Below are 26063 nucleotides of genomic sequence, written 5' to 3'. Positions count from 1 at the left end.
CCCGCTCCGGATGGAGCGGCCTCGCCCCGGACCCCCGCTCCGGATGGAGCGGCCTCGCCCCGGACCCCCGCTCCGGATGGAGCGGCCTCGCCCCCGATCGGCGGACGGGCTGGGTTCGGACTTGTCCGGGCGACGTGACAACATGCCGTCATGTCCTCCGCACTGACCGATCTCTTCCCTCTCCCGATCGTGCAGGCCCCCATGGCGGGCGGCGTCTCCCTCCCGCAGCTCGCCGCCGCCGTGTCCGAGGCCGGCGGGCTGGGGTTCCTGGCCGCCGGGTACAAGACCGCCGACGGCCTGTACCAGGAGATGAAACAGCTGCGGAGTCTCACCTCCCGGCCCTTCGGCGTGAACCTGTTCATGCCGCAGCCGGAGTACGCGGAGACCGGCGCCGTCGAGGTCTACGCCCATCAGCTGGCCGGTGAGGCCGCCTGGTACGAGACCGAGCTGGGCGACCCGGACAGCGGCCGCGACGACGGCTACGAGGCCAAACTGGCGGTGCTGCTGGACAACCCGGTGCCGGTGGTCTCGTTCCACTTCGGTGTGCCCGGCCGGGACGTGCTGGACGCGCTGCGCCGGGCCGGCACGTTCACGCTGGTCACCGCGACCACCGCGGAGGAGGCCGTCGCCGTCGAGCGGGCGGGCGCGGACGCGGTGATCGTGCAGGGCGTGGAGGCCGGCGGCCACCAGGGCACTCACCGGGACGTCCCCGAGGCCGACGGCTCCGGCATCGGCCTGCTCTCACTGGTCGCCCAGATCCGGGAGGCCGTGAGCCTTCCGCTGGTCGCCGCGGGCGGTCTGATGCGGGGCAGCCAGATCGCGGCCGTCCTCGCCGCCGGGGCGAGCGCCGCCCAGCTCGGTACGGCCTTCCTGCCCACCCCCGAGTCCGGCGCGGCCGGCGTCCACAAGGAGGCGCTGACCAACCCGCTCTTCGCACGTACGGAACTGACCCGCGCCTTCTCCGGACGCCCCGCCCGCGGCCTGGTCAACCGCTTCCTGCGCGAGCACGGCCCGTACGCGCCCGCCGCCTACCCGGAGGTCCACCACCTCACCTCGCCGCTGCGCAAGGCCGCCGCGAAGGCGGGCGACGCGCAGGGCATGGCGCTGTGGGCGGGCCAGGGACACCGGCTGGCCCGCGCCCTGCCCGCCGGGCAGCTCGTGGAGGTGCTGGCGGGCGAACTCGACGCGGCGAGGACAGCGTTGTCGGGCGGTGGCGCGGCCGGTGCCGGTGGTGCGCGATGACCGCGCCCGTGTTCGTCGTCGAGGAACTGCCGGGCGGTCTTGCCGAGTTCGTGCTGGACGGGCCCGAGGGACGGCACGCCGTCTCCGTGAAGCGGCTGCGGGCCGGTGAGGAGGTCGTCCTCACCGACGGCACCGGCCGCTGGGCCCAGGGCGAGGTCGTCGCCGCCGAGGGCAAGGACCGGTTGGTCGTCCGTCTGGCGCGGGTGGCGGAGGAGCCCGCCGGGTCGCCGCGGGTCACCGTCGTGCAGGCGCTGCCCAAGGGCGACCGGGGCGAACTGGCCGTCGAGACGATGACCGAGACCGGCGTCGACGCGATCGTGCCGTGGGCCGCCTCCCGCTGCATCACGCAGTGGAAGGGCGACCGCGGGCTGAAGGCGCTCGCCAAGTGGCGGGCCACCGCCCGCGAGGCCGGCAAGCAGTCCCGCCGGGTCCGCTTCCCCGAGGTCGCCGACGCGGCGACCACCAAGCAGGTGGCGGCACTTCTGGCCCGGGCCGACTTCGCGGCCGTACTCCACGAGGACCGCGACTACGGCAGTGAGCCCCTCGCCACCGCCCAACTCCCCGCGGACGGCGAGATCGTGCTGGTCGTCGGACCCGAAGGGGGTGTCTCCCCAGAGGAGTTGGCACTCTTCGAGGAGGCCGGCGCCAAGGCCTACCGGCTGGGGCGGAGCGTGCTGCGGACCTCGACCGCCGGCACGGCCGCCGCCGCCCTGGTCCTGGGCCGGACCGGCCGCTGGTCCTGACCGGCCTGGGGCCTGTCGTTCGGATCACGCCGCAGACGCGGGGCCCGGCACGCTACATCTGCCGCGTTGTCGTCACTCGCCGACGCTCCGCGTCGACTCCCTCCTCCGCCTCGCGGCTGCACGGACCAGGCCCCGCTCACCGTGCTGCACATCACCGTCGATTCGCTGCGGCCCGATCCGCACGACAGGCCCTGGTCGTGGCGGCTGCCGCGCGGCTGACGGCGTCGAACAGGATCCAGCCGTCCAGCTCGGCCTCGCGCTCGTCCTGCGGGAGCAGTCCGCGGCGGACGGCCTCGTCGAGGAGGGCGCGCACGGTGCCGGGCCGGTGCAGGTTGAGGTGGTGGGTGCGGTCGCCGACGCCGCCGCTGTGCGTGTACGCGCCGCCGCCGACGTAACGGCCCTCGCCCTCCCGGAACACGACCCTGGTGCGCACGCCGTCCCGGACCAGGGTGAGGACGTCCCGGCAGCCCTGGCCGTCCCGGTGCCGGTGGCGGACCGTCCACAGGTAGGTGGTCGCGTCGTCGACGGTCAGTCTCCTCAGGCGTCGGTGGTCGCGCACCGGGCCACCGTAGACCGGGCCGGCGCTGCGGCGCATGGCGTTAAGTGCTCTACCGCGCCCCCGCGGACGGTGGCAGGCTGCCTTCCATGGGGGCATGGAGAAGACGGATGCGGGGCCGGGCGCGCGGGACACGCGCGGCGGCCGTGGCGGTGCTCGCGGTCCTGGCCGTGGGCGGGGCGGTGGCGTGCGAACCGGGCGGGATCGGCTCGGCGGCCGTCGCGTACACCACCGACGAGGCGGCGACGGCCGAGATCGAGCGGCGGGACGTCGACGTGCGGTGGCTGACCTGCACCGCCGACTACGGCGACTCCGCCGACGACGGCGCCTCCGCGGGCCGCGAGACGGTCGCCTCCGTCGACTGCGAGGGGGAGACCGGCAACGGGCGGGACATCACCGTCACCGGCCACGTCACGCGTGCCGTCGACGGCTCCTGCGTGCGCGGCGACCTCCGTGCGACGTCGGCGACAAGCAACTGTTCCGGGTGGGCGGGCTCGGCGACTGCGAGTCCGCCACCCCTTCGCCGCTCGCCCCGCCCCGCTCCGCACAGCCCGCCGAACCGGGGCGGCCCACGGTCACCGTGACCGTCACCGAGACGGTCCGGTGCGACGGCGACACGCGCTGCGGGCCCGCCGACACCAAGTGACCTGCGCGAGCAAGTGATCCGAACCCCTGTCGGTCTCCCCGACCCCCTGCTTAGAGTGATCGGGTGACACAGCCCGTGACGCCTGCCGCGTACTTCCGATACCCGCACCTGCACGGCGAGTTGGTGGCCTTCACCGCCGAGGACGACGTGTGGCTCGCACCCCTCGACGGCGGGCGCGCCTGGCGCGTCAGCGCCGACAACACGCCGGTCACCCTGCCCCGCATCTCGCCCGACGGCACCACCGTCGCCTGGACCTCCACCCGCGACGGCGCCCCCGAGGTGCACGTCGCCCCGGTCGACGGCGGACCCGCCACCCGGCTCACGTACTGGGGCAGCCCCCAGACCAGGGTGCGCGGTTGGACCCCCGACGGCCGGGTGCTCGTGCTGAGCACCCACGACCAGGCCAGCCTGCGCCGCAGTTGGGCCCGCGCGGTCCCGCTCGACGGCGGACCGGCCACCACCCTGCCGTACGGCCCCGTCGGCGGTGTCGCCTTCGGGCCGCACACCGTGCTGGTGTCCGCGTCGATGGGGCGCGAGGCCGCCGCCTGGAAGCGCTACCGGGGCGGCACGGCGGGCAAGCTGTGGATCGACCTGGAGGGTGACGGCGAGTTCACCCGGCTGCACGAGGACCTCGACGGCAACATCGAGTACCCGGTGTGGGCGGGTGACCGGATCGCCTTCCTCTCCGACCACGAGGGCACCGGCGCGCTCTACTCCTCCCTCGCCGACGGCTCCGACCTGCGGCGGCACACCCCCCATGGGGGCACCTCCCGCTCGAGCGAAGCCGAGAGCGGCGGAGGTTTCTACGCCCGCCACGCGGCCGGGGACGGGAACCGGGTCGTGTACTGCTCCGCCGGCGAACTGTGGATCCTGGACGACCTCGACGGCGCCGAGCCGCGCCGCATCGACGTCCGGCTCGGGGGGCAGCGCACCGACCGGCGGCCGTACCCGGTGCCCGCCGCCCGCTGGCTGGGCGCCGCCACCCCCGACCACACCGCCCGCGGCAGCGCCGTCGAGGTGCGCGGCGCCGTCCACTGGGTCATCCACCGCCACGGCCCGCCCCGCGCGCTGGCCGCCGAACCCGGCGTCCGCGCCCGGCTGCCGCGCACCTTCCGCACGGAGGGCGAGGAGTGGGTGGTCTGGGTGACCGACGCCGAGGGCGACGACGCCCTGGAGTTCGCCCCCGCCACCGGCCTCGCACCGGGCACGACCCCGCGCCGGCTGGCCGCCGGACGCCTCGGCCGGGTGCTGGAACTGGCCATGGCCCCCGACGGCAGCCGGGCCGCCGTCGCCGCGCACGACGGACGGCTGCTGCTCGTCGAGCGGGAGACCGGCGAGGTACGCGAGGTCGACCGCAGCGAGGACGGCGAGGTCCGCGACCTGGCCTTCTCACCCGACTCGGCCTGGCTGGCCTGGTCGCACCCCGGCCCGCGCCCGCTCAGCCACCTCAAACTCGCCAACACCGCCGACCTGTCGGTCACCGAGGCGACCCCGCTGCGCTTCCACGACTACGCGCCCGCGTTCACCCTCGACGGCAAGCACCTCGCGTTCCTGTCGACGCGCGCCTTCGACCCGGTCTACGACGAGCACGCCTTCGACCTCTCCTTCATCGAAGGGGCCCGCCCGCACCTCATCCCGCTCGCCGCGACCACACCCTCGCCGTTCGGGCCGCAGCGGCACGGCCGCCCCTTCGAGGCCCCCGACAAGGACGAGACACCCGACAGCGAGGGCACCCCGGCCACCCGGATCGATCTGGAGGGCCTCGCCGACCGGATAGTGCCGTTCCCCGTCGAGGCCGGCCGCTACTCCGGGCTGCGTGCCGCCAAGGACGGCGTGCTGTGGCTGCGCCACCCCGTGCGCGGTGTCCTCGGCACCTCCCGCGCCACCCCCGACGACGCCGATCCGGACACCGAGCTGGAGCGCTACGACCTCGTCCAGCAGCGCCTCGAACACCTCGCCCCCGACGCCGACGCCTTCGAGGTCAGCGGTGACGGCAAGCGCCTGCTGCTGCGCGCCGACGGCAAGCTGAAGGTGGTCCCCAGCGACCGGCGCGCCTCCGGTGACGAGGACAGCGACGGCAACCTCACCGTCGACCTCGGCCGGGTCCGCCAGATCGTCGACCCGGCGCCGAGTGGCGCCAGATGTACGACGAGACCGGCCGCCTCGTGCGGGACAACTTCTGGCTGCCGGACCTCGGCGGAATCGACTGGGACGCCGTCCTGGACCGCTACCGGCCGCTCCTGGACCGGGTCGCCACCCGCGACGACCTCGTCGACGTCCTGTGGGAGGTGCACGGCGAACTCCGCACCTCGCACGCCTACGTCATCCCCCGCGGCTACGGCGGCGGCGGCCGCCAGGGTCTGCTCGGCGCCGACATCTCCCGTCACGAGGACGGCAGTTGGCGTATCGACCGGGTGCTGCCGTCGGAGACCTCCGACCCCGACGCCCGCTCCCCGCTCGCCGCACCCGGCGTCGCGGTGCGCGCGGGCGACGCAATCCTCGCCGTCGCCGGCCACCCCGTGGACCCGGTCGCCGGCCCCGGACCGCTCCTCGTCGGTACGGCGGGCAAGGCGATCGAGCTGACCGTCTCGCCGTCCGGCGGGGGCGAACCCCGGCACGCGGTCGTCGTCCCCGTCGACGACGAGGAGCCGCTGCGCTACCACGCCTGGGTCGCCGGCCGGCGGGCGTACGTGCACGAGACGTCCGGCGGCCGGCTCGGCTATCTCCACGTGCCCGACATGCAGGCCCCCGGCTGGGCGCAGATCCACCGCGACCTGCGGGTGGAGGTGGCCCGCGAGGGGCTCGTCGTGGACGTCCGGGAGAACCGGGGCGGCCACACCTCCCAGCTCGTCGTGGAGAAGCTGGCGCGGCGGATCGTCGGCTGGGACGTGCCGCGCGGGATGCGGCCGTTCAGCTACCCGGAGGACGCGCCGCGCGGGCCCGTCGTCGCGGTCGCCGACGAGTTCTCCGGGTCCGACGGGGACATCGTCAACGCGGCGGTCAAGGCGCTGGGCATCGGACCGGTGGTCGGCACGCGGACGTGGGGCGGCACCATCGGGATCGACAGCCGGTACCGGCTGGTCGACGGGACGCTGGTCACCCAGCCCAAGTACGCGATCTGGCTGGACGGTTACGGGTGGGGCGTGGAGAACCACGGCGTCGACCCGGACGTGGAGGTCGTGGTGCGCCCGCAGGACCATGTGGCGGGGCGGGACGTCCAGTTGGAGGAGGCGGTACGGCTGGCGCTGCTGGCGTTGGAGGAGAACCCGGCGAAGGTGGCTCCGCAGCTCCCCCGGGCGTAGGTCGCAGGCGTCGGGTGGCCGTCCTGGGGGCTGCCGCCCCCGGGCCCCGCCTGCGGCCTGGACGGCCTCGTCCACGAACGCCGGACGGACCGGATGACGCAGGTCCGCGCCGCATCGTGGCGGCCGTCGCTACGATGCCCCACAAGAGATCACCGGTGCGAGGAGGATCCGAATGCCAGGCGAGCCGCAGGACGACTGTCTGTTCTGCAAGATCGTGGCGGGGACGATCCCCGCGACGATCGTGCGCGAGACCGAGACGACCATCGCCTTCCGGGACATCAACCCGCAGGCGCCCACCCACGTCCTGGTGATCCCCAAGGCGCACCACGTGGACGCCGCCGCCCTCGCCGCCGAGGCGCCGCAGCTCGCCGCGGACGTCCTGCGCGAGACGCGGGCGGTCGCCGACGACGAGAAGCTGGAGAGCTACCGCACGATCTTCAACACCGGCAGCGGTGCCGGTCAGACCGTCTGGCACGCCCACGCGCACGTCCTCGGCGGCCGTGGCCTCCAGTGGCCCCCCGGCTGATCCGTGTCCGTACGTGAACTGGTGGTCCTCGGCACCGCCAGCCAGGTCCCGACCCGGCACCGCAACCACAACGGCTACCTCCTGCGCTGGGACGGCGAGGGCATCCTCTTCGATCCCGGAGAGGGCACGCAGCGCCAGATGCTGCGGGCCGGGGTCGCCGCGCACGACCTGAACCGGATCTGCGTCACGCACTTCCACGGCGACCACTGCCTCGGTGTCGCCGGGGTGATCCAGCGCGTCAACCTGGACCGGGTCCCGCATCCGGTCACCGCCCACTTCCCGCGGTCCGGGCAGCGCTTCTTCGACCGGCTCAGGTACGCCACCGCCTACCGCGAGACCGTCGGCGTCACCGAGGTCCCGGTCGACGGCGACGGCCCCCTCGCCGTCACCGCGTCGTACACGCTGGACGCCCGCCGGCTCTCGCACCCGGTGGAGTCCTACGGCTACCGCCTGACCGAGCCCGACGGCCGCCGCATGCTGCCCGACCGGCTCGCCGCGCGCGGTGTCCGGGGGCCGGACGTCGGCCGTATCCAGCGGGAGGGTTCGGTCGGCGGGGTGTCGCTGGAGGAGGTCAGCGAGGTGCGGCGCGGGCAGCGGTTCGCGTTCGTCATGGACACCCGCCTGTGCGACGGGGTGGGGGAGCTGGCGGAGGGCTGCGACATGCTGGTCATCGAGTCGACGTTCCTCGACGAGGACGAGCAGCTCGCCGTGGACCACGGCCATCTGACCGCCGGTCAGGCGGCACGGGTCGCTCGGGACGCCGGTGTCCGGCATCTCGTGCTCACGCACTTCAGCCAGCGCTACGGCGACCCCGACGAGTTCGAGCGCCAGGCGCGGGCCGCCGGGTTCGTGGGGGAGCTGACGGTGGCGCACGACCTCCTGCGGGTGCCGGTTCCGAAACGACGCTAAAACACCCGTACGATGCTTTGATGCCCCTCCCCAAAGCTGAACTGCACCTGCACATCGAAGGCACGCTGGAGCCGGAGCTGGCCTTCGAGCTGGCCGCCCGCAACGGTGTCGCGCTGCCGTACGCCGACACCGAGGCGCTCCGCGAGGCGTACCGGTTCGAGGACCTCCAGTCCTTCCTGAACCTGTACTACGAGCTGATGGCGGTCCTGCGCACCGAGCGGGACTTCGAGGACCTGGCCGACGCCTACCTCGCGCGCGCCGCCGCGCAGGGCGTGCGGCACGCGGAGATCTTCTTCGACCCGCAGGCCCATCTCGCCCGGGGCGTCGGGATGGGCACGGTCGTCGAGGGGCTGTGGCGGGCGCTCGGCGACAGCGAGGCCACGCACGGCGTCTCCACCCGGCTGATCATGTGCTTCCTGCGCGACGAGTCCGCCGAGTCGGCGCTGGAGACCCTCGACGCCGCGAAGCCGTACCTCGACCGGATCACCGGTGTCGGGCTGGACTCGGCGGAGGTCGGGCATCCGCCCGTCAAGTTCCGCGCGGTCTACGAGGCGGCCGCCGCGCTCGGCCTGCGGCGGGTCGCGCACGCCGGTGAGGAGGGGCCGCCGGAGTACATCACCGAGGCCCTCGACGTCCTCGGGGTCGAGCGCGTCGACCACGGGCTGCGCTGCATGGAGGACCCGGCGCTGGTGGAGCGGCTGGTGCGGGAGCGGATCCCGCTGACGCTGTGCCCGCTGTCCAACGTCCGGCTGCGGACCGTCGACGTCCTCGCCGACCACCCGCTGCCCGCGATGCTCGACACCGGGCTGGTCTGCACGGTCAACTCCGACGACCCGGCCTACTTCGGCGGCTACGCGGGCGACAACTTCGACGCCGTACGGTCGGAACTGGGCCTGGACGAGGAGCGGTTGCGCGAACTGGCCCGCAACTCCTTCACCGCCTCCTTCCTGGAGGACGACGAGAAGCTGCGGGCGCGGTACCTCGCCGAGGTCGAGGCCTACGTGTTCTGAGGCGGGTCTCGGAGGTGGCGTCGTCCGCGCTTCGAAGCACTCCCCGGTCCTAGCCGTCCTGGCCGTCCTGGTGGACCCGGTCCACCAGGATGTCGATGACGAGCGGGGTGCGCGGGCCGAAGCCGAGCAGGACGCCGTCCTCCATGTCGACGACGCGGCGGTTCAGGCCGGCCGGGGTCTGGGCGATGCCGGGGATCTGCAGGAGGCCTTCGAGGCCGCCGACCGACTCCAGGCCCTTGGTCATCATGAGGATGACGTCCGGTTGCGCCTGGGCGAGAGCCTCGGTGGTGATCGGGGTGAAGGGCCGGTCCAGGCCCGCCTGCGTGCCCGCGTCCACCGCGCCCGCCGCGGCCAGCAGCGAGTCGGCGCCGGAGCCCTTGCCGCCGATCAGGTAGACGGCCGCGCTGCCCCGCAGGTAGAGGAAGGCGACCTTCGGCCTGCTGCCCTCGGGCACCCCGGCGCGGGCCGCCGCCAACTCGTCGGTCATGCGCTTGTTCAGGGCCTGGCCGGCCTCCTGCACCCCGAGGGCCGCCGCGATGCGGGTGGTGCGGGTGGTGACGTCGGACAGCTTGGTCGCCGGGTCCAGGACGACGACCGGGACGCCCGCGTCACGGATCTGCCGCACGGCCTCCTTCGGCCCGGTGTCGGTGTCGGCGAGCACCACCGTGGGCCGCAGCGACAGGACGCTCTCCGCGCTCACGTCGTGCGCCTTGGTGACCTGGGGGAGCTTCCTCGCCTCCTCGAAGGTGGCCGTGATGTCCCGGCCCACCACGCGGTCGCCGAGCCCGAGCGTGAACACGATCTCGGCGACGCCCCCGTTGAGCGGCAGGATGCGCGACGCGTCCTCCACGGTGACCCTCCGCCCGTCGGAGGAGTCGACGGTGACCGGCAACACCGGTGTGGGCGGGGCGCCTTCGAGCGGCACGATCGAGTTCTCGGCGAGTCTTTCCGCCGCGGCGGCGGCCCGCGCGCTCGCGGCCCCGGGGGAGGTGTCCGACGAGGCTCCGGCTCCCGTCCCGCCGCCTGCGCAGGCCGCCGTGAGCACGGTGAGGGCCAGGCCGAGGGCGGCGAGGCGGCCTCCCGCCCGGCGGTATACCGAGGGGCCTCTTCCGGTTGCGCGCATCGCTTTCCCTTCCACTCGTCCGACCCACGGCGTCTGGCACACAGTTGAGGAATAGTTTAGGTTAGCCTTACCTTAGTGTCGCGTGGTGGGGGTTTCCATGGCATCGGCAAGTGGCCTGCGTGGTAACGGAGTTGGCTGTCTTCTCGTGGTCGTCTCGGCGTCCGCCCTGTCGCTCCCCGCCGCACCGGCGCCGCCGCGGGCGGATCGGCGACGGGCCCGGAGGGGCAGAGACTCACCGTGTCCCAGTCGTCCGGCCTCGCCGCCGCGGGCGAGACGGTCACCGTGACCGGCTCCGGCTACAACACCGAGAAGGGCGTCTACGTCGCCTTCTGCGTGGACAACGGCGCCGGGAAGACACCCACCCCCTGCGTCGGGGGCGTCGACATGTCCGGCGAGTCCGGCGCCTCCGTGTGGGTCTCCTCCAACCCGCCCTCCTACGGGGAGGGCCTGGCGAAGCCCTACGGCGGGAGCGGACACAAGGGCACCTTCAGTGTCCGGCTCAAGGTCCGCGCCAAGGACGCCAACACCGACTGCACCGCAGCCGAAGTCACCTGCGCGGTCATCACGCGCAACGACCACACCCGGGGCGGTGACCAGAGCCAGACGGTCCGCATCCCGGTGACCTTCGGCACCGCGGGGGACGCGGGGACCGGCACCGGGGGCGCGTCGGCGGCGCCGAGCGCGAGCACCCCCGCCGCGGCGGGCACCACCGAGGCGTCCGGCACGGGCTCGGGCGGCTCGGGCGGTTCCGACGGTTCCATGGCGAGCACCGGCTCCGGCCTCGCGCTGCCCCTCGGCCTCAGCGCCGCCGGGCTGGTCGCCGCCGGGACCGGGACCTGGTTCTGGGCGCGCCGCCGCCGCACGGGCACCACGCCGGCGAACTGACGCGACCTCATAGGACACGCGACCTCATAGGAAACGCGACCTCATTGGACACGCGACCTCGTATGACGCAGGGAGAACCGAACATGGCGAAGAGACCCGGCGTCGTCGCCCTGGTGGCCGGCGCGCTGATCGCGCTGTGCGCCCCGGGCGCGGCGGGCGCACAGGAGGGACCCGGAGGGGACCCGCCACCGCGCGAGGTGTCCGGCGGATACGCGAACTGGGGCACGGCCGGGGCGGAGTTGTCCGACCGGGGCGTCTCGCTCGACGTGATGCTGCCCGCCGTACGGACCTCCGCGGACCGTGCCTCGTTCCCGGCGCTCGGTGGCGCTGCCGACCCCCGGACCGGTGGGGCCGACCTGGAGCTGGGCGGCGCGGCCCGCCTCGAGGGTCCGGCCGCTCAGCCCCTCGTCCTGGCCGGGCTGCGGCTGCGGCTGGCGGGCGACGGAGGCGCGCTGTACGCCCGTACGGTCGTGGACGGCCGGGCGGGCGAACTCGCCCTGGCGGACGTCACGCGGGACGCCGCACCCGCCGTACGGGCGACCGGTGTGACCTGGACGGGGCTGCGGGCGTCCCTCACCGCCGAGGGGGCGGCCCTGCTGTCCTCCTGGAGCGGTGCGCGGTTCGCGGCGGGTGACGGGCTCGGTGTGCTCGACGTGACGGTGGGCACACCGGCGCCGGAACCGGAGGCCGCCGAGACCCCGCCGGCCGCCTCCCCGGGCGCGAGGGCTCCGGAACCCGCGGCGGACCCGGAACCGGCCGCCTCCGTCGCGCACCCCACCCTCGCCCCGGGCGCCGAACAGACGGTGACGGGCGAGGGGTTCGAGCCCGGCGCGGTCGTGCTGGTCGCGATCGACGGCGACACCCGGTACCAGACGGTGGCCGGCGCGGACGGCCGCGTGGAGCGGACCTTCCCGGTGTACGCCACCGCCTTCGCGGGTGAGCACACGGTCGAACTCGCCGCGGTGACCGGCCGGCGGGCGGTGCTGAGCGTGCCGTTCGATGTCGGCGTGCCCAACTGACGGCATGCCAGGCCGTTTGCATACGCATACAGGAGCGGGCTGTACGGTCCGCTCCCCGGCATGCCAGAAAGCCATGTCTGCGCAGGTCGGTCGACGTTTCTCGGGATCCGTTGACAAACAAGCGAAGATCGTACTTAGGTTTGCCTTACTTAATTGCGCATTGATCGCGCTCGTCGATCCGAGAGGTCTTCCGTCATGAGACTCACCCCCCGCACCGCCGCCCGCGCCGGTGTCGCCGTCGTCGCCACCACCGCCCTCACCCTCGGCCTGGCCGGTTCCGCCTCCGCCGCCACCTCGACCCGTTCCGTCGTCGACGGCGCCACCACCTACAACCTGTCGGTGACCGCCCCCGACACCGCCGCCGCGTCCGGCCAGGTCATCACGGTCACGGCGCCGGCTACAACACCGGCCAGGGCATCTACGTCGGCCTCTGCGCGGTCGAGGGCAACCAGGGCGACAGCAAGCCCACCCCCTGCCTCGGCGGCCAGGACGAGAGCGGCTCCACCGGCGCCTCGCACTGGGTGAACAACCTCTTCGGCGGCATGTTCGCCAACAGCTCCAAGTTCGGCACCGGCGGCACCTTCAGCGTGCGGATCCACGTCGAGGCCACCCTCGACGACGGCCGGGTCTGCGGTCAGGACGTCGACTGTGCCGTGGTGACGCGCGCGGACCACTTCGACAGCGGCGACCGCAAGTACGACGTCCACGTCCCGATCGCCTTCCAGTAGGCACCCCGGCCGGCCCCTCACCGGGCCCGGCCTTCGGCGTCCCCCGGGTGCGGGGCGCACCCACGAGTGAGGAACCCATGAGAGACCACGCGACGGGCCGGCCGGCCCGGCACGCCCCCGGCACAGGCGCCCCGCGGCCCTCCTCGGCGCCGCCGCCCTGGTCGCCGCCGCGGCGACGGCCGTCACCACCGGCACCGCCGCCCGCGCCTCCGACACACCGAGGACGGCACTCGGCACGGACGGCCAGCGGCTGACCGTCTCCGCCTCCGCCGTCTCGCCGCCGACGGCGAGACCGTGCGGGTCACCGGCTCCGGCTACGACGCCACCAAGGCGATCTACGTGGCCCTGTGCAAGGACAACGGCGACGGCCGCGTTCCCACCCCCTGCATCGGCGGCGCCGACCAGAGCGGTACCGGCAGCTCCTCGCAGTGGATCGTCCCCGAGGGCGACGTCTACGCCGGCGACCTCGCCGTGACGTGGGGAGCGGGCGGCACCTTCGACGTCGGCATCGCCGTCAGGGCCAAGGACGGCAGCGTCGACTGCACCAAGGTCACCTGCTCCGTCGTCACCCGCGTCGACCACCGCAACGCGGGCGACCGCTCCCAGGACGTCCGCATCCCGGTCACCTTCGAGGGCCAGGACCCCGGCGAGGGCAACGGCGGCGGTGACGGCGTCGACGTGCCGCCCGGCACCCTCGGCTACGTCAGGCAGACCGACTTCACCACCGCCGGAAAGGTCCGCGACCTGCTGCTGCACCCCGAGTCGGGGAAGCTCTACGCCGGCTCGGACGACGTCGTGGACACCGGGGACGTCAACGAACGCGGCCTGTGGGTCCTGAACGCCGCCGACGGCAAGGTCCTCACCCACCTCGCGAGGTTCCCCGGCGCGGGCGGCACGGTGACCGAACGCGTCGTCAGCCGGATCGCCGGGCCCCTCGCCGGGGACGGCGTCCTCTTCCACTACCCCCTGCGCGGCCTCGGCACCGCGAAGGACGGCGACGCGGCGGCCGCCACCGTGTGGCTCAACGGCACCTCCTTCACCGCGGTCGGCGCCGGCACCGAGGCCGGCACCGCACTGGTCGCCCAGGGCGCCACGCTCTCCGAAGTGGACGCCGCCACCGGAGCCGTCCAGCGCGCCGTCGCCCTCGAAGGCGGCTCCCAGCTCGGCGTCGACCCGGCCCACAAGGCCGCCTGGTCCACCGGTTCCACCGGCGGACAGCTGCGCCGCGTGGACACGTCCGACGCCACCGCTCTCACCGTCACCGCGACGGCGGCCCTCCCCGCCGGAGGCATCGGCTTCGTCGAGGCCGACCCGGCCACGGGCAACGTCTGGGTGGGCAGCGGCAACTCCGTCCTGGTCTTCGACCCGGCCGCGAAGCAACTGACCACGATCAGCGGCCCGGACGAGGCCGTGGACGCGACCTTCGACGCCACCACCGGGCGCGCCTTCGTCGTTTGGCAGGACAACGGCGACACCGGCGACGGTGGCGATCAGACGAGCTCCCTCGCCGTGTACGACACGGCGACCTTCGCCCCGGTCACCGCGCCGGTCACGCTGGAGGGCAACCACTCGCAGCTCGGTGACGCCTCCGTGGCCGTCACCCGGGGCGGCACCTCCGTGTACGTCTCCAGTCCCACCGAGGGCAAGATCACCAAGCTCGACCTGCGGATGTCCCCCAAGGTCACCCAGGACCCCACCGACCGCACGGTCGCTCCCGGCGACGAGGTCGCGCTGGTCGCCGCCGCCGAGGGGACCCCGCGGCCCACCGTGAGCTGGAGCGTCAGCCCCGACGGCGGCCAGACCTGGACGAAGATCGCGGACGCCACGAAGAACACGTACGCCTTCACCGCCCGCGCCACCCAGGACGGCTACCGCTACCGCGCCGAGTTCACCAACGCGGCGGGCACCACACGCACCACGCCGGTCACCCTGACGGTCGAGGCCTCCGGCGGCGGCCCGACCCCGACCACCCCGCCCACTCCTGCGGCCCCCTCCGGCACGAAGACCGTCACGGGCACGGACGGCCAGAAACTCACGGTCACCCCCGTCAACGACCTCGCCACCGAGAACCAGACCCTGAAGGTCACCGGCTCCGGCTACGACGAGAGGAAGGGCGTGTACGTCGCCCTCTGCGTCGACAACGGCCCCGGTGAACTGCCCACTCCCTGCGTCGGCGGAGTCGACATGACCGGCGGCTCGCACAGCTCGGCGTGGATCTCCTCCAACCCGCCCGACTACGGCCAGGACCTGGCGACCCCCTACGGCACCGGCGGCACCTTCGCGGTGGAACTGACCGTCGACGCCAAGGACGCGTACACGGACTGCTTCAAGGCGACCTGCGTCCTGGCCACCCGCGCCGACCACACCCTCTCCGGCGACCGCTCCCAGGACGTGAAGGTCCCGGTCAGCTTCACCGGCCAGGACCCGGTCGACACGGACGAGAACCCGGCGGACCCGGGAGGCGCGGCGGGCGGCCCGACGGGCGGCACGTCCGGCGGCCCGACCGGAGACACCGGCACCACGGGCGGCACCGGCACCACCACGACCGGAGGCACCGGCACGACCACCACCGCGACCACCGGCGGCAGCCTCGCCTCCACCGGAGCCACGATCGGCACCGCGGCCGGAGCGGCCCTGCTGCTCACGGCGACGGGCTGGTACCTCCGCAGACGCGCACGGGCAGCAGCCGACAGCTAGAGCCCGGCCCCCGGCGCGCTTCCCGCGCGCCGGGGCCCGGCCGTGTCGTACGCCCCTCGGCGCGACGCGCGCGCCGGAACCTCCACCGGGATCTCCACGACCGCCTGTTCCGCCGCGCCCACCCGCGGCACCGCCCCGCTGGGCGTGCCGGTGGTCGCGGCGAGGAGGGCCGCCGGGGTCCCGCCGCGCCGCCGGACCGCGCCCGCCGGCAGCGGACGTCCGCCCGTGTGCAGCGCGACGACGGTCATCGGCACCGCCACGACCAGCAGCCCGGCGCCCAGCACCAGCCCCATCACCGGAAATCCGGCCTGCGCCGACAGGACGCTCCCGGTGAGCGGCCCGGCAGCCGTCCCCAGCGAGGACGCCGAGCCGACGAGGACCGCCCAGCGCCCGCGCGGGTCGAGCGAGGCGGCCAGCCCGATCAGGTACGACAGCACGATCGGGTAGAAGACGTTCCAGGCGATCTCCCCGGCCGCGAAACTCGCCGGTCCGGTCGCCGAAGCGCTCGCCACGACACACCCGGCGATCAGCACGGTCCCGCCGCCGATGGGCAGCGCCCGGCCCAGCCTTGCCCCCAGCGCCCCCGCCCCCAGCACGCCGAGCAGCCCGGCGCCGAGCGCCACGGCGAAGACGACGCCGACGGCGGCCTCGCTCAGATGCGCCTGCGTCAGCCCGATGCGCCCGCTGACCCCCCACAGGGAGTTCTGCACCAGCGACCAGAACGGCATGGCGGCGACCAGCAACAGCCCGGACCGCAGTTGCGGCAGTCGCGCGGACCCGTCCTCGCACCGGGCCGGAGCAACAGGCGCCCGCCCCGGAAGCCGCCCGGTCAGCGGCCATACGGCGACGGCGGTGAGGGCGATCGCGGCCAGGGGCTGCCCGTGTCCCGGCCCGAGGTGCGGCACCGTCAGATAGACGGCGCCCGCGAGCGCGGACACCCCGAGGAGACCGAGCGTGGAGGCGCGGTGCGGGTCGGGCTCGGCGGCGATCCGGGTGGCGGCGACGGTGGTGGCCGTACCGGACCCGAACCCGCCGAGCATCGCACCGGCGACGACCGTCGGCACGCTCGCGGCGAGGGCGGCCCCGCCGTACCCGACGACGGCGAGCACGAGGCCGATCCTGGCCAGGGTGCGGGCCCCGGTCCGCTCGACACGCGAGGCCAGCGCGAACCCGGCCGAGGCCGAACTCAGCAGCAGCGCACTGCCGACGGCACCGGCCTGCGTGGCCGACAGGGGAAGTCCCGAGTCCAGCCGTCCCACGACGGTCGGCAGCAGATAGGGGGCGAGATACCCGGCCGTGAAAAGGGCGACGAGGGGCCAGGGAGTGGTGCGGGGCGCGAACACGGGCGTTCCAGGGCAGGCGAAAGGAGCGGCTCAGCGAGAGAGGGGGAGGAGCGACGACCGTCGACGGACAGGAACGCGCGGCCAATTTGTATCAAGCACGCAGTTCCCAGCAGAAGCGGGAGAAGAGTGATCTGAGTCACTGGGAGTTTGGAGGCTGTTCCGCCGGGTAAGGGAATGGTTTTTTGCCCGCAGTCCGTACCGAGGGCTCCGTTGACGCGCGGGATCCACGTATCTAGCCTGCATCTCCATACATGGACAACCTTCATACAGGGAGATGGCCGGGTGGACCTCACCGTCAAGGACGTACGGCTGACGCCGATCCTGATCGCCGACCCGCCCCTCCTCAACACACAGGGTGTGCACCAGCCGTACACCCCGCGCCTGATCGTGGAGATCGTGACGGCGGACGGCGTCACGGGCGTCGGCGAGACCTACGGCGACACGAAATACCTGGACCTGGCCCGCCCCTACGCCAAGAAGCTGATCGGCCGACAGGTCAGCGACGTGAACGCACTGTTCACCCTCGGGGACGAGGTGGACGTGGACCGGTCACGGATCTCCGACCAGGTGGACGTGGGCGGCCTGCGGGGCGTCCAGACGGCCGACAAGCTGCGCCTGTCCGTGATCTCCGCCTTCGAGGTCGCCTGCCTGGACGCCCTGGGCAAGACCCTCGGCCTGCCGGTGCACGCGCTGCTCGGCGGCAAGGTGCGCGACGCCGTCGAGTACAGCGCGTACCTCTTCTACAAATGGGCGGACCACCCCGGGGCGGTGCCCCACGAGAAGGACGACTGGGGCGCGGCGATCGACCCGGCCGGCATCGTGGAGCAGGCCCGGACGTTCAAGGAGCGGTACGGATTCACCTCGTTCAAGCTCAAGGGCGGTGTCTTCCCGCCGGACGAGGAGATCGCGGCCGTACGCGCCCTCGCCGAGGCGTTCCCCGGCCACCCCCTGCGCCTGGACCCCAACGGCGCCTGGAGCGTGGAGACCTCACTGCGCGTGGCCCGCGAACTCCAGGACGTCCTCGAATACCTGGAGGACCCGGCGCTGGGCACCCCGGCCATGGCCGAAGTGGCGGCGGGAACGGACGTGCCGCTCGCGACGAACATGTGCGTGACGACGTTCGCGGAGATCAGGGAGGCCTTCGCCCGCGACGCCGTCCAGGTCGTCCTCTCCGACCACCACTACTGGGGCGGACTGCGCAACACCCAGCACCTGGCCGCGATCTGCCGCACCTTCGGCGTCGGGGTGTCGATGCACTCCAACACCCACCTGGGCATCAGCCTCGCCGCCATGACCCACGTGGCGGCCACCGTCCCCGACCTCCACCACGCCTGCGACTCCCACTACCCCTGGCAGTCCGAGGACGTCCTGACCGACCGCCTCACCTTCACCGACGGCAAGGTCACCGTCTCCGACACCCCGGGCCTGGGCGTCGACCTGGACCGGAACCGCCTCCAGCGCCTCCACCGCCGCTGGCTGGAGGACAAGGGCACCTACCGCGACCGGGACGACGAGGCGGCGATGCGAGCGGCGACCCCCACCTGGACGACGCCGTCGGTACCCCGCTGGTGACGGCCACGCACACCCCGCGACCCACCCTCGCGCGCACCCCCCCGCCGACACCCCGTCCCACCCCCCGACGCCGCCCCGCTGTCAGTCCCGTGGTGCACACTGGCCGAATCGGCACCACGTCAGGGAGCACACCGTGACCGCGTCCACCGGAGAGGGACACCACCGACACCCACGCCAGGCCCAGGTGGACCCCCTGGCCGCCCGGCGCACCCCCACCGACCCGCCCTGGGACGTCTACCTCACCGGCACGGTCTTCCTCGACATCATCTTCACCGGCCTGGACTCCGCCCCTGTCCGCGGCACCGAGTCCTGGGCCCGGGGCATGGGCTCCAGCCCCGGCGGTGTGGCCAACATGGCAGCCGCCCTGGCCCGCCTGGGCCTGCGGACCTCCCTGGCCGCGGCCTTCGGGGACGACCACTACGGCGAGTACTGCTGGGACACCCTGGAGCAGGGCGAGGGCATCGACCTGACCGCGTCCCGCACGGTCCCCGGCTGGCACTCCCCGGTCACGGTCTCGATGGCGTACGAGGGCGAGCGCACGATGGTCTCCCACGGCCACGAACCGCCCCCGGAGGAGCCCGCTCCGGCCTCCCCGCCGCACGCCAGAGCGGCCGTGGCGTCCCTGGTCCCCGGCAAGCGCGCACCCTGGATCGCGCAGGCGGCGAGCCGCGGCACCCGCGTCTTCGCGGACGTCGGATGGGACGACACGGGCGCCTGGGACCTGGCGGGCCTGGCCGACCTGGAGCACTGCGAGGCGTTCCTGCCGAACGCGCAGGAGGCCATGCGCTACACGGGCGCCACCTGCCCGCGCGCCGCGGCCCGCGCGCTGACCGAGCACGTACCGCTCGCCGTCGTCACCCTCGGTGCCGAGGGCGCGTACGCGGTGGACGGCCGCACGGGCGAGACCGCGGAGGTCCCCGCGATCGCCGTCGAGGCGCTCGACCCCACGGGCGCGGGGGACGTCTTCGTGGCCGGGTTCGTCACGGGCACGCTGGCGGACTGGCCGCTCGCGGACCGCCTGGCGTTCGCCGGCCTGACCGCCGCGCTGTCGGTGCAGGAGTTCGGCGGCTCGCTGTCCGCACCGGGCTGGGCCGAGGTCGCCGCGTGGTGGCGCCGCGTGCAGTCGGTGGAGGGCCAGAACCCGGAGGCACTGCGTCGGTACGCGTTCCTGGAGGACCTGCTCCCCACCCAGGAGGCCACCCCGTGGCCCCGCCGCAGAGCGGTCCCCACGATCGGTTTCGGCCGCTCGGCCTGAGGCCGCCTGCCGAGGGCCACCCGCCGTTCTGCCACCCACTACTCGCCGCCCGCCACCCGCCACCCGCCTCAGCGACCCCAGCTCACCTCCGCCCGGCCCGCCCACCCGCCACCCGCCCTCACGGCCAGTCCACCCGCCACCCGCCTCGGCAGTCACCCGCGGCCCGCCGAAGGCAGTCACCGCCCCCTCCGCCGGAGCACCCCTGTTCGAAAAGCCTTACAGCGTTGTCAGCCCCCTGGCGTACCCTGGAAATCGCCAGGCTGCCCTCGTGGCAGGCGAGACGCATCCGGGAGGACGTAGAGGCCTTCGGGCCGGCCTATGACTCAGACACCGACAGCTCACACGCCCGCGCAGGGCGAGGCGAGCGCACAGTTCACCGTTCCCGCCCAGCACCCGATGGTGACCGTGCTGGGGTCCGGGGATTCCCTTCTGCGCGTGATCGAGACGGCCTTCCCGGCGGCCGACATCCATGTCCGGGGCAACGAGATCAGGGTGGTGGGCGAACCGCGAGAAGTCGCCATGATCCAGCGCCTGTTCGACGAGATGATGCTGGTGCTCCGCACCGGGCAGCCGATGACGGAGGACGCAGTGGAACGCTCGATCGCCATGTTGCGGGTGAGTGAGAACGGGACGAGTGACGGCCAGGAGACCCCGGCCGAGGTACTGACGCAGAACATCCTGTCGTCCCGCGGCCGCACCATCCGCCCCAAGACCCTGAACCAGAAGCGGTACGTCGACGCGATCGACAAGCACACGATCGTCTTCGGCATCGGCCCGGCCGGTACCGGCAAGACCTATCTGGCGATGGCCAAGGCGGTCCAGGCGCTGCAGTCGAAGCAGGTCAACCGCATCATCCTGACCCGCCCGGCGGTCGAGGCGGGCGAACGCCTGGGCTTCCTCCCCGGCACCCTCTACGAGAAGATCGACCCCTACCTGCGCCCCCTGTACGACGCGCTGCACGACATGCTCGACCCGGACTCGATCCCGCGCCTGATGGCGGCGGGCACGATCGAGGTGGCCCCCCTCGCGTACATGCGAGGTAGAACGCTCAATGACGCCTTCATCATTCTGGACGAGGCTCAGAACACGAGTCCGGAGCAGATGAAGATGTTCCTCACCCGGCTCGGCTTCGACTCGAAGATCGTGATCACGGGTGACGTGACGCAGGTCGACCTGCCGAGCGGGACCAAGTCCGGACTGCGCCAGGTGCAGGACATCCTGGAAGGCCTGGACGACGTCCACTTCTCCCGGCTGTCGTCCCAGGATGTCGTACGGCACAAGCTGGTGGGCCGTATCGTCGACGCGTACGAGAAGTACGACGACACGCACGGCACGGAGAACGGCACGCACAAGGGCGGCCGGGGGAAGTCCGGGCACAAGGGGAAGTAGACCGAGCACCACCATGTCGATCGACGTCAACAACGAGTCCGGAACCGAGGTCGACGAGCAGGCGATCCTCGACATCGCCCGCTACGCCCTCGCGCGGATGCGCATCCACCCGCTCTCCGAACTCTCGGTGATCGTCGTGGACGCCGAGGCCATGGAGCAGTTGCACATCCAGTGGATGGACCTGCCGGGGCCGACCGACGTCATGTCCTTCCCGATGGACGAGCTGCGTCCGCCGTCGAAGGACGACGACGAGCCCCCGCAGGGACTCCTCGGCGACATCGTGCTGTGCCCCGAGGTCGCTAAGAAGCAGGGTGACGAAGCGCCGACGCGGCACTCCATGGACGAGGAGCTCCAGTTGCTCACCGTCCACGGAGTGCTGCACCTGCTGGGGTACGACCACGAGGAGCCCGACGAGAAGGCCGAGATGTTCGGTCTCCAGGCGGCCATCGTGGACGGCTGGCGTGCGGAGAAGGGCATGACCGGCCCGTCCCCGGCCCCGACCGTGTCATGAGCCTTCCCCTTGTCTCCGGTGCGATCGCCCTGGTCGTCGTCGCATGGCTCGCCGCCTGCGCGGAGGCGGGCCTCGCGCGCGTCTCCAGCTTCCGCGCGGAGGAGTCCGTCCGCTCCGGGCGGCGCGGCAGCGCGAAACTCGCCCAGGTCGCGGCCGACCCGACCCGCTATCTCAACGTGGCGCTGCTGGTCCGCGTGGTCTGCGAGATGGCGGCGGCCGCGCTGGTCACCTACGCCTGCCTGAAGACGATCGACGGCACGACGCCCGCCCTGCTGGCCGCGATCGGCGTGATGGTCCTCGTGTCGTACGTCGCGGTGGGTGTCTCCCCGCGCACCATCGGCCGCCAGCACCCGCTGAACACGGCGACGGCGGCGGCGTACGTACTGCTGCCGCTGGCGCGCATCATGGGCCCGATCCCGTCGCTGCTGATCCTGATCGGCAACGCGCTCACGCCCGGCAAGGGCTTCCGGCGCGGCCCGTTCGCCTCCGAGGCGGAGCTGCGCGCGCTGGTCGACCTGGCGGAGAAGGAGTCGCTGATCGAGGACGACGAGCGCCGGATGGTGCACTCGGTCTTCGAGCTGGGCGACACGCTCGTGCGCGAGGTGATGGTCCCGAGGACCGACCTGGTCGTCATCGAGCGGTACAAGACGATCCGTCAGGCCCTCACCCTCGCCCTGCGCTCCGGCTTCTCGCGGATACCCGTCACCGGGGAGAGCGAGGACGACATCGTCGGGATCGTGTACCTCAAGGACCTGGTCCGCCGGACGCACATCAGCCGGGAGGCGGAGAGCGACCTGGTGTCGACGGCGATGCGACCCGCCGCGTTCGTCCCCGACACCAAGAACGCCGGCGACCTGCTCCGCGAGATGCAGCAGGAGCGCAACCACGTGGCCGTCGTCATCGACGAGTACGGCGGCACCGCGGGCATCGTCACCATCGAGGACATCCTCGAGGAGATCGTCGGCGAGATCACCGACGAGTACGACCGTGAACTCCCGCCCGTCGAGGAGCTGGGCGAGGACCGCTACCGGGTCACCGCCCGCCTCGACATCACCGACCTCGGCGAGCTGTACGGCCTGGAGGAGTACGACGACGAGGACGTGGAGACCGTCGGCGGACTGCTCGCGAAGGCGCTGGGCCGGGTGCCGATCGCCGGGGCCTCCTCGGCCGTCGAGCTGCCCGACGGCCGCACCCTGCGGCTGACCGCGGAGGCCGCCGCCGGCCGCCGGAACAAGATCGTGACGGTGCTGGTGGAGCCGGTGGCGCCCTCGGAGGACGAGGAGGCGGAGTGACCCCCGAGGAGCTGCGCGGTCTCTGTCTGTCCTTCGAGGCGGTGGTGGAGGACTTCCCGTTCCGCCCGGAGATCTCGGTTTTCAAGGTCTGCGGCAAGCTGTTCGCCCTGACGAGCCTGGACGCGCGGCCGTTGACGGTGAACCTCAAGTGCGACCCGGAGGACGCGATCCGGCTGCGCGGGGAGCACCCCGGCCTGATCGCTCCCGGGTATCACATGAACAAGCGGCACTGGAACACGGTGACCGTCGACGGCGGCCTCCCCGACCGGCTGGTCCGGGAGCTGGTCGAGGACTCCTACGACCTGGTCGTGGCCGGTCTGCCAAGGGCGGAACGGCTCCGCCTCGACCGGCCCTGAGACCCGCCCCGGGGACCGGCCCCGGGACCTGCCCTGCCGTGAGGCCGGGCCCTGAGACCCGCCCTGAGATCGGGCCCTGAGGTCGGGCCCTGAGACCAGCCCCAGGACCCGCCGTGAGGACCCGCCGTGAGGTCGGGCCGTGAGGTCGGGCCGTGAGGCCGGGCCCTGAGGTCGGGCCCTGAGGTCGGGCACCGGGACTGACCCCGAGACGGCCCTGGGTCCAACCCTGGGACAGCCCGTGGACCAACCCCGGGACCGGCCTGGACCGGCCCTTGGACCTGCCCCGCAACCAGGCCCGGTCCCCGGGACCAGCCCCGCGACCAGGCCCGGAGACCCTTACCCTGAGCGGCTGCCGGGGCGGGCTCTTCGTATGCTCGGGTCATGACCGACATCAACGCGCTTGACCCCGAGGACCGCAAGATCGTCACCCTGGCCCGTTCGGCGCGGGCCCGCAACGGGGTGCCCGAGGGGGCGGCCGTGCGGGACGAGACGGGACGTACGTATGTCGCCGGGACGGTGGATCTGCCTTCGCTGAAACTGAGCGCGGTGCAGACGGCGGTGGCGATGGCGGTGGCGTCGGGGGCGGAGTCGTTGGAGGCGGCCGCGGTGGTGACGTCCGCGGAGGCCGCCGCTGGGGCGGATCTGGCCGCTGTCGCCGACCTCGGTGGGCCGGGGACGCCGGTGCTGGTGGCCGGCCCCGACGGTGTCGTCCGGGCGACCGTCTCCGCCGGCTGAGCCGCCCGACCGTCAGGTCGGCCGGAATTCAACCTTGTCGTTCTCGCCCGGCCACGCGTCAATGGAAGCGTAAAATCCGACGGACCGTCAGATTCATGCCCCATCGGCACCGGTGACCGCACCCACCCGTCCCGCTTCGGCCGTCCGTCTCCCCACATCCGGAAGGAGCCGGAAACTCCATGAGAGGCAAGCGAATCGGATCAGGTGCGGCACTGCTGGCGGGGACCCTCGCGGTCACCGGGCTGGCGCTCGCACCCACCGCCGCCGCCGTCACCCCGACGACGGCGACCGTCACCGCGAACTGCGGTCTGTTCGGCGGGGGTGCGGCCACCCTCACGGCCACCCAGAGCGGTACCTCCGCCACCCTCAAGCTCTCGTCCACCGCGATCACCGCGCCGATCGCGATCAACGCGAACAGCATCACCTCCACCCTCACGATGGCGAACTCGACCGGTGCCGCGAGGGTCTTCAGCGGCACGTGAACCCCGCCATGGCCGTCGGGGCCCGATCGTGGTCGGACCTCTCGCCGGGACCGTGGCCCGCGGTGACAGACTGGACTTCTACCGGGGCTCCCTGAAGATGGTCGTCTTCGGGATCACCGTCACCTGTACGGCGACCGGGCCGCAGTCGCCGGGACCGTTCGTGTTCGACTGACCGCACCGGTGAACGGAGCCATGGAGCCGTCAGTTTCCCTGCGGGAGCGGGAAGCTGACGGTTCGTCAGTTCCGCGTGCCGTGTCCATTGACTTCTCGCGCGATCCCCCTCTCAATGCCCCCTGTCGGCGCAGACGAGCCGCTGCGCCCGCATCCCTCAGGAGGGGGCACCCATGGGTCCGACACCCCAGAGTTCCCGAAGATCCCGCAGACGGCACTGGACCGCGCTGCTCGGGGCGACCGTGCTGGCGGTCACCGCGGGCGGAGCGCTGACGGCGCCCGCCGCCGTCGCCGCGGCGGTGGACGTGGACTTCCCGACGCACTGCGTCCCACCGCCCATCGCGGGCATCCCGCCGATCGACGGCACCACCACCGGGAAGATCACCGTGGACGACGCCACCCCCCAGGTCGGCGACACCGTCACCGTGACCTACACGGTGGTCGAGCCCGCCGCGAGCAACCCCACCGACCTGGCCCTGCCGGCCGACATCATGACGCCCACGGGCAAGGTCACCCTGGGCGGGGCGCAGACCGGCAGCGTCACCGTCGCGGGGCCGAAGAAGAACGACCCGGTGCCCGGCAAGGGCCCCTTCCCGCCGTTCTCCATGACCGGCACCTTCACCGTCACCGCGCCCGGCGCGATCACCCTGTCGCCCGGCGACTACAACATCCACACCAGCTACATCCTGGAACTGGACACCCCCTGCACGGTGACCAGCCCGCCCGCCCCGGTGTCGGAGACGGTCACGGCCGGGGACAACCCGCCCGCCAACACCCGAGCCATCTCCCTGGGTTCGGCCTCCGGTGCGCCGGGTGCCGCGGTGACCGTCACGGGCAGCGACTTCACGCCGGGCGCGACCGTCACCCTCGCCGGACGCTCCGGAAGCGCCCAGACCGCGGACACGGCCACCGTGACCGCGGACGCGCAGGGCCGCTTCAGCGGCTCCCTCGCCGTCGCCGACCGCACCACGACCGGGGTGGTGGCGTACGAGGGCGGCGCGTGGAGCGCGGACAAGGGCGCCGGGCCCGTCGCCTATGTCGTCCTCGACGACACGCCCGTACCGGACGGGAGCCAGAAGCTGACGACGACCGTGAAGGCGGGCACCCTGTCGATGGCGCAGGCCGGCGACGCCGTCCAGCTCTCGGCGGTCGACTTCGGGACCGGCGGCGCCTCGACCGGCAGCCTGAGGACGGTGACGGTCAAGGACTTCCGCGGCGGCCCCGCGGGCTGGTCGCTGACCGGCAAGGTCACCGACTTCACCGGACCCGGCGCCAAGATCGGTGCCGGCAAGCTGAGCTGGACACCCGCGTGCGCGACCGTCGCGGGCAGCCCGAGCACCTGCCGGGCCGGTTCGGCGGGCGTGGTGGGCACGGCCGGGGCGACCCTGGCCTCCGCCCCCGACGCCACGCTCACCGGCGGAGAGTTCACCGCCGACGCCCAGCTCTCCCTCGACGTACCGGCGTTCACGCCTCCGGGCACGTACGCCGGCGTGCTGACCCTCACGCTCACCTGACCCACGTCCACCGGTGGCCGGGCGCGCCCTCCGCACGGGCCCGCACCCGCCCGACCA

19 protein-coding genes and 4 pseudogenes are annotated in these 26063 nt (G+C 73.2%); 20 read left to right on the top strand and 3 right to left on the bottom strand.

Features of this window, described 5'->3' with window-relative positions:
• The first annotated feature begins 150 nt into the window (after window positions 1-150).
• Together BM536_RS11830 and BM536_RS11825 are read left to right on the top strand one after the other, a co-directional pair.
• Window positions 151-1242 (top strand): nitronate monooxygenase, encoded by a 1092-nt coding sequence (locus BM536_RS11830; protein WP_094102906.1) that lies wholly within the window; start codon window positions 151-153, stop codon window positions 1240-1242.
• Window positions 1239-1985 (top strand): 16S rRNA (uracil(1498)-N(3))-methyltransferase, encoded by a 747-nt coding sequence (locus BM536_RS11825; protein WP_073497004.1) that lies wholly within the window; start codon window positions 1239-1241, stop codon window positions 1983-1985. Before BM536_RS11830 ends, BM536_RS11825 begins: the two co-directional genes overlap by 4 nt.
• 151 nt (window positions 1986-2136) lie before the next feature.
• Here the strand turns inward: BM536_RS11825 and BM536_RS11820 are convergent, their stop codons facing one another.
• A complete protein-coding gene (locus BM536_RS11820; protein WP_073497017.1) occupies window positions 2137-2544 on the bottom strand; it encodes a hypothetical protein in 408 nt (135 codons plus the stop codon).
• A 107-nt stretch (window positions 2545-2651) separates the two neighbouring features.
• On the opposite strand from BM536_RS11820, the pseudogene BM536_RS11815 reads away from it, so the two are divergent.
• The 5 genes and pseudogenes from BM536_RS11815 to BM536_RS11795 all read left to right on the top strand — a co-directional run bounded on the left by BM536_RS11815 (window position 2652) and on the right by BM536_RS11795 (window position 8934).
• Window positions 2652-3187 (top strand): annotated as a pseudogene (locus BM536_RS11815) (hypothetical protein).
• A 63-nt stretch (window positions 3188-3250) separates the two neighbouring features.
• Window positions 3251-6489, top strand: a pseudogene (locus BM536_RS11810) (S41 family peptidase).
• Between the two features lie 172 nt (window positions 6490-6661).
• Window positions 6662-7015, top strand: coding sequence for a histidine triad nucleotide-binding protein (locus tag BM536_RS11805; protein ID WP_073497006.1), 354 nt, complete (start codon window positions 6662-6664; stop codon window positions 7013-7015).
• Between the two features lie 3 nt (window positions 7016-7018).
• Window positions 7019-7924 (top strand): ribonuclease Z, encoded by a 906-nt coding sequence (locus BM536_RS11800; RefSeq protein ID WP_094102905.1) that lies wholly within the window; start codon window positions 7019-7021, stop codon window positions 7922-7924.
• A gap of 20 nt (window positions 7925-7944) precedes the next feature.
• Window positions 7945-8934 (top strand): adenosine deaminase, encoded by a 990-nt coding sequence (locus BM536_RS11795; RefSeq protein ID WP_073497008.1) that lies wholly within the window; start codon window positions 7945-7947, stop codon window positions 8932-8934.
• A gap of 49 nt (window positions 8935-8983) precedes the next feature.
• On the opposite strand, the gene BM536_RS11790 is transcribed toward BM536_RS11795, so the two are convergent.
• Window positions 8984-10057: a heme/hemin ABC transporter substrate-binding protein gene (locus tag BM536_RS11790; RefSeq protein ID WP_073497009.1), complete on the bottom strand. Its 1074-nt coding sequence runs from the start codon at window positions 10055-10057 to the stop codon at window positions 8984-8986.
• Window positions 10058-10294: 237 nt separating this feature from the next.
• Here BM536_RS11790 and BM536_RS11785 point away from each other — a divergent pair, with 237 nt between their 5' ends.
• From BM536_RS11785 to BM536_RS40300, 4 genes and pseudogenes are all read left to right on the top strand, one after another.
• Window positions 10295-10942 carry a hypothetical protein gene (locus tag BM536_RS11785; protein WP_094102904.1) on the top strand — a complete coding sequence of 216 codons (648 nt, stop codon included), beginning with the start codon at window positions 10295-10297 and terminating at the stop codon, window positions 10940-10942.
• 83 nt (window positions 10943-11025) lie between these two features.
• A complete protein-coding gene (locus BM536_RS11780) occupies window positions 11026-11961 on the top strand; it encodes an HtaA domain-containing protein (protein ID WP_158086522.1) in 936 nt (311 codons plus the stop codon).
• 195 nt (window positions 11962-12156) lie between these two features.
• A pseudogene (locus BM536_RS41740) lies at window positions 12157-12689 on the top strand (hypothetical protein).
• A gap of 294 nt (window positions 12690-12983) precedes the next feature.
• A complete protein-coding gene (locus BM536_RS40300; RefSeq protein ID WP_245873460.1) occupies window positions 12984-15386 on the top strand; it encodes an immunoglobulin domain-containing protein in 2403 nt (800 codons plus the stop codon).
• Here the strand turns inward: BM536_RS40300 and BM536_RS11765 are convergent.
• Window positions 15383-16729 (bottom strand): MFS transporter, encoded by a 1347-nt coding sequence (locus BM536_RS11765; RefSeq protein WP_094102902.1) that lies wholly within the window; start codon window positions 16727-16729, stop codon window positions 15383-15385. The two genes, BM536_RS40300 and BM536_RS11765, sit on opposite strands and share 4 nt — an antisense overlap.
• A gap of 282 nt (window positions 16730-17011) precedes the next feature.
• On the opposite strand from BM536_RS11765, the gene BM536_RS11760 reads away from it, so the two are divergent.
• From BM536_RS11760 to BM536_RS11720, 9 genes and pseudogenes are all read left to right on the top strand, one after another.
• A complete protein-coding gene (locus tag BM536_RS11760) occupies window positions 17012-18301 on the top strand; it encodes a glucarate dehydratase family protein (RefSeq protein ID WP_073497015.1) in 1290 nt (429 codons plus the stop codon).
• A gap of 133 nt (window positions 18302-18434) precedes the next feature.
• Window positions 18435-19556 (top strand): carbohydrate kinase family protein, encoded by a 1122-nt coding sequence (locus BM536_RS11755; protein WP_094102901.1) that lies wholly within the window; start codon window positions 18435-18437, stop codon window positions 19554-19556.
• A 318-nt stretch (window positions 19557-19874) separates the two neighbouring features.
• Complete coding sequence (locus BM536_RS11750; RefSeq protein WP_073493564.1) at window positions 19875-20945, top strand: PhoH family protein; 1071 nt, start codon at window positions 19875-19877, stop codon at window positions 20943-20945.
• Between the two features lie 13 nt (window positions 20946-20958).
• A complete protein-coding gene (ybeY, locus tag BM536_RS11745) occupies window positions 20959-21456 on the top strand; it encodes an rRNA maturation RNase YbeY (protein ID WP_073493566.1) in 498 nt (165 codons plus the stop codon).
• Window positions 21453-22748 (top strand): hemolysin family protein, encoded by a 1296-nt coding sequence (locus tag BM536_RS11740; protein ID WP_094102900.1) that lies wholly within the window; start codon window positions 21453-21455, stop codon window positions 22746-22748. Before ybeY ends, BM536_RS11740 begins: the two co-directional genes overlap by 4 nt.
• Complete coding sequence (locus tag BM536_RS11735; RefSeq protein ID WP_073493568.1) at window positions 22745-23104, top strand: MmcQ/YjbR family DNA-binding protein; 360 nt, start codon at window positions 22745-22747, stop codon at window positions 23102-23104. The genes BM536_RS11740 and BM536_RS11735 overlap by 4 nt, the downstream gene beginning before the upstream one ends.
• Window positions 23105-23485: 381 nt before the next feature.
• Entirely contained in the window at window positions 23486-23839 is a 354-nt protein-coding gene (locus tag BM536_RS11730; protein ID WP_094102899.1) for a cytidine deaminase, read from the top strand.
• A 179-nt stretch (window positions 23840-24018) separates the two neighbouring features.
• A pseudogene (locus BM536_RS11725) lies at window positions 24019-24493 on the top strand (hypothetical protein).
• A gap of 172 nt (window positions 24494-24665) precedes the next feature.
• Window positions 24666-26006, top strand: coding sequence for a beta-xylosidase (locus BM536_RS11720; RefSeq protein WP_211362868.1), 1341 nt, complete (start codon window positions 24666-24668; stop codon window positions 26004-26006).
• Window positions 26007-26063 lie beyond the last annotated feature (57 nt).

Origin of the sequence: Streptomyces phaeoluteigriseus, from assembly GCF_001896135.2 — a bacterium.
GTDB lineage: Bacteria > Actinomycetota > Actinomycetes > Streptomycetales > Streptomycetaceae > Streptomyces > Streptomyces phaeoluteigriseus.
The sequence above is the reverse complement of the archived record's forward strand: the minus strand, read 5'-3'. Positions and strand labels throughout refer to the sequence as shown.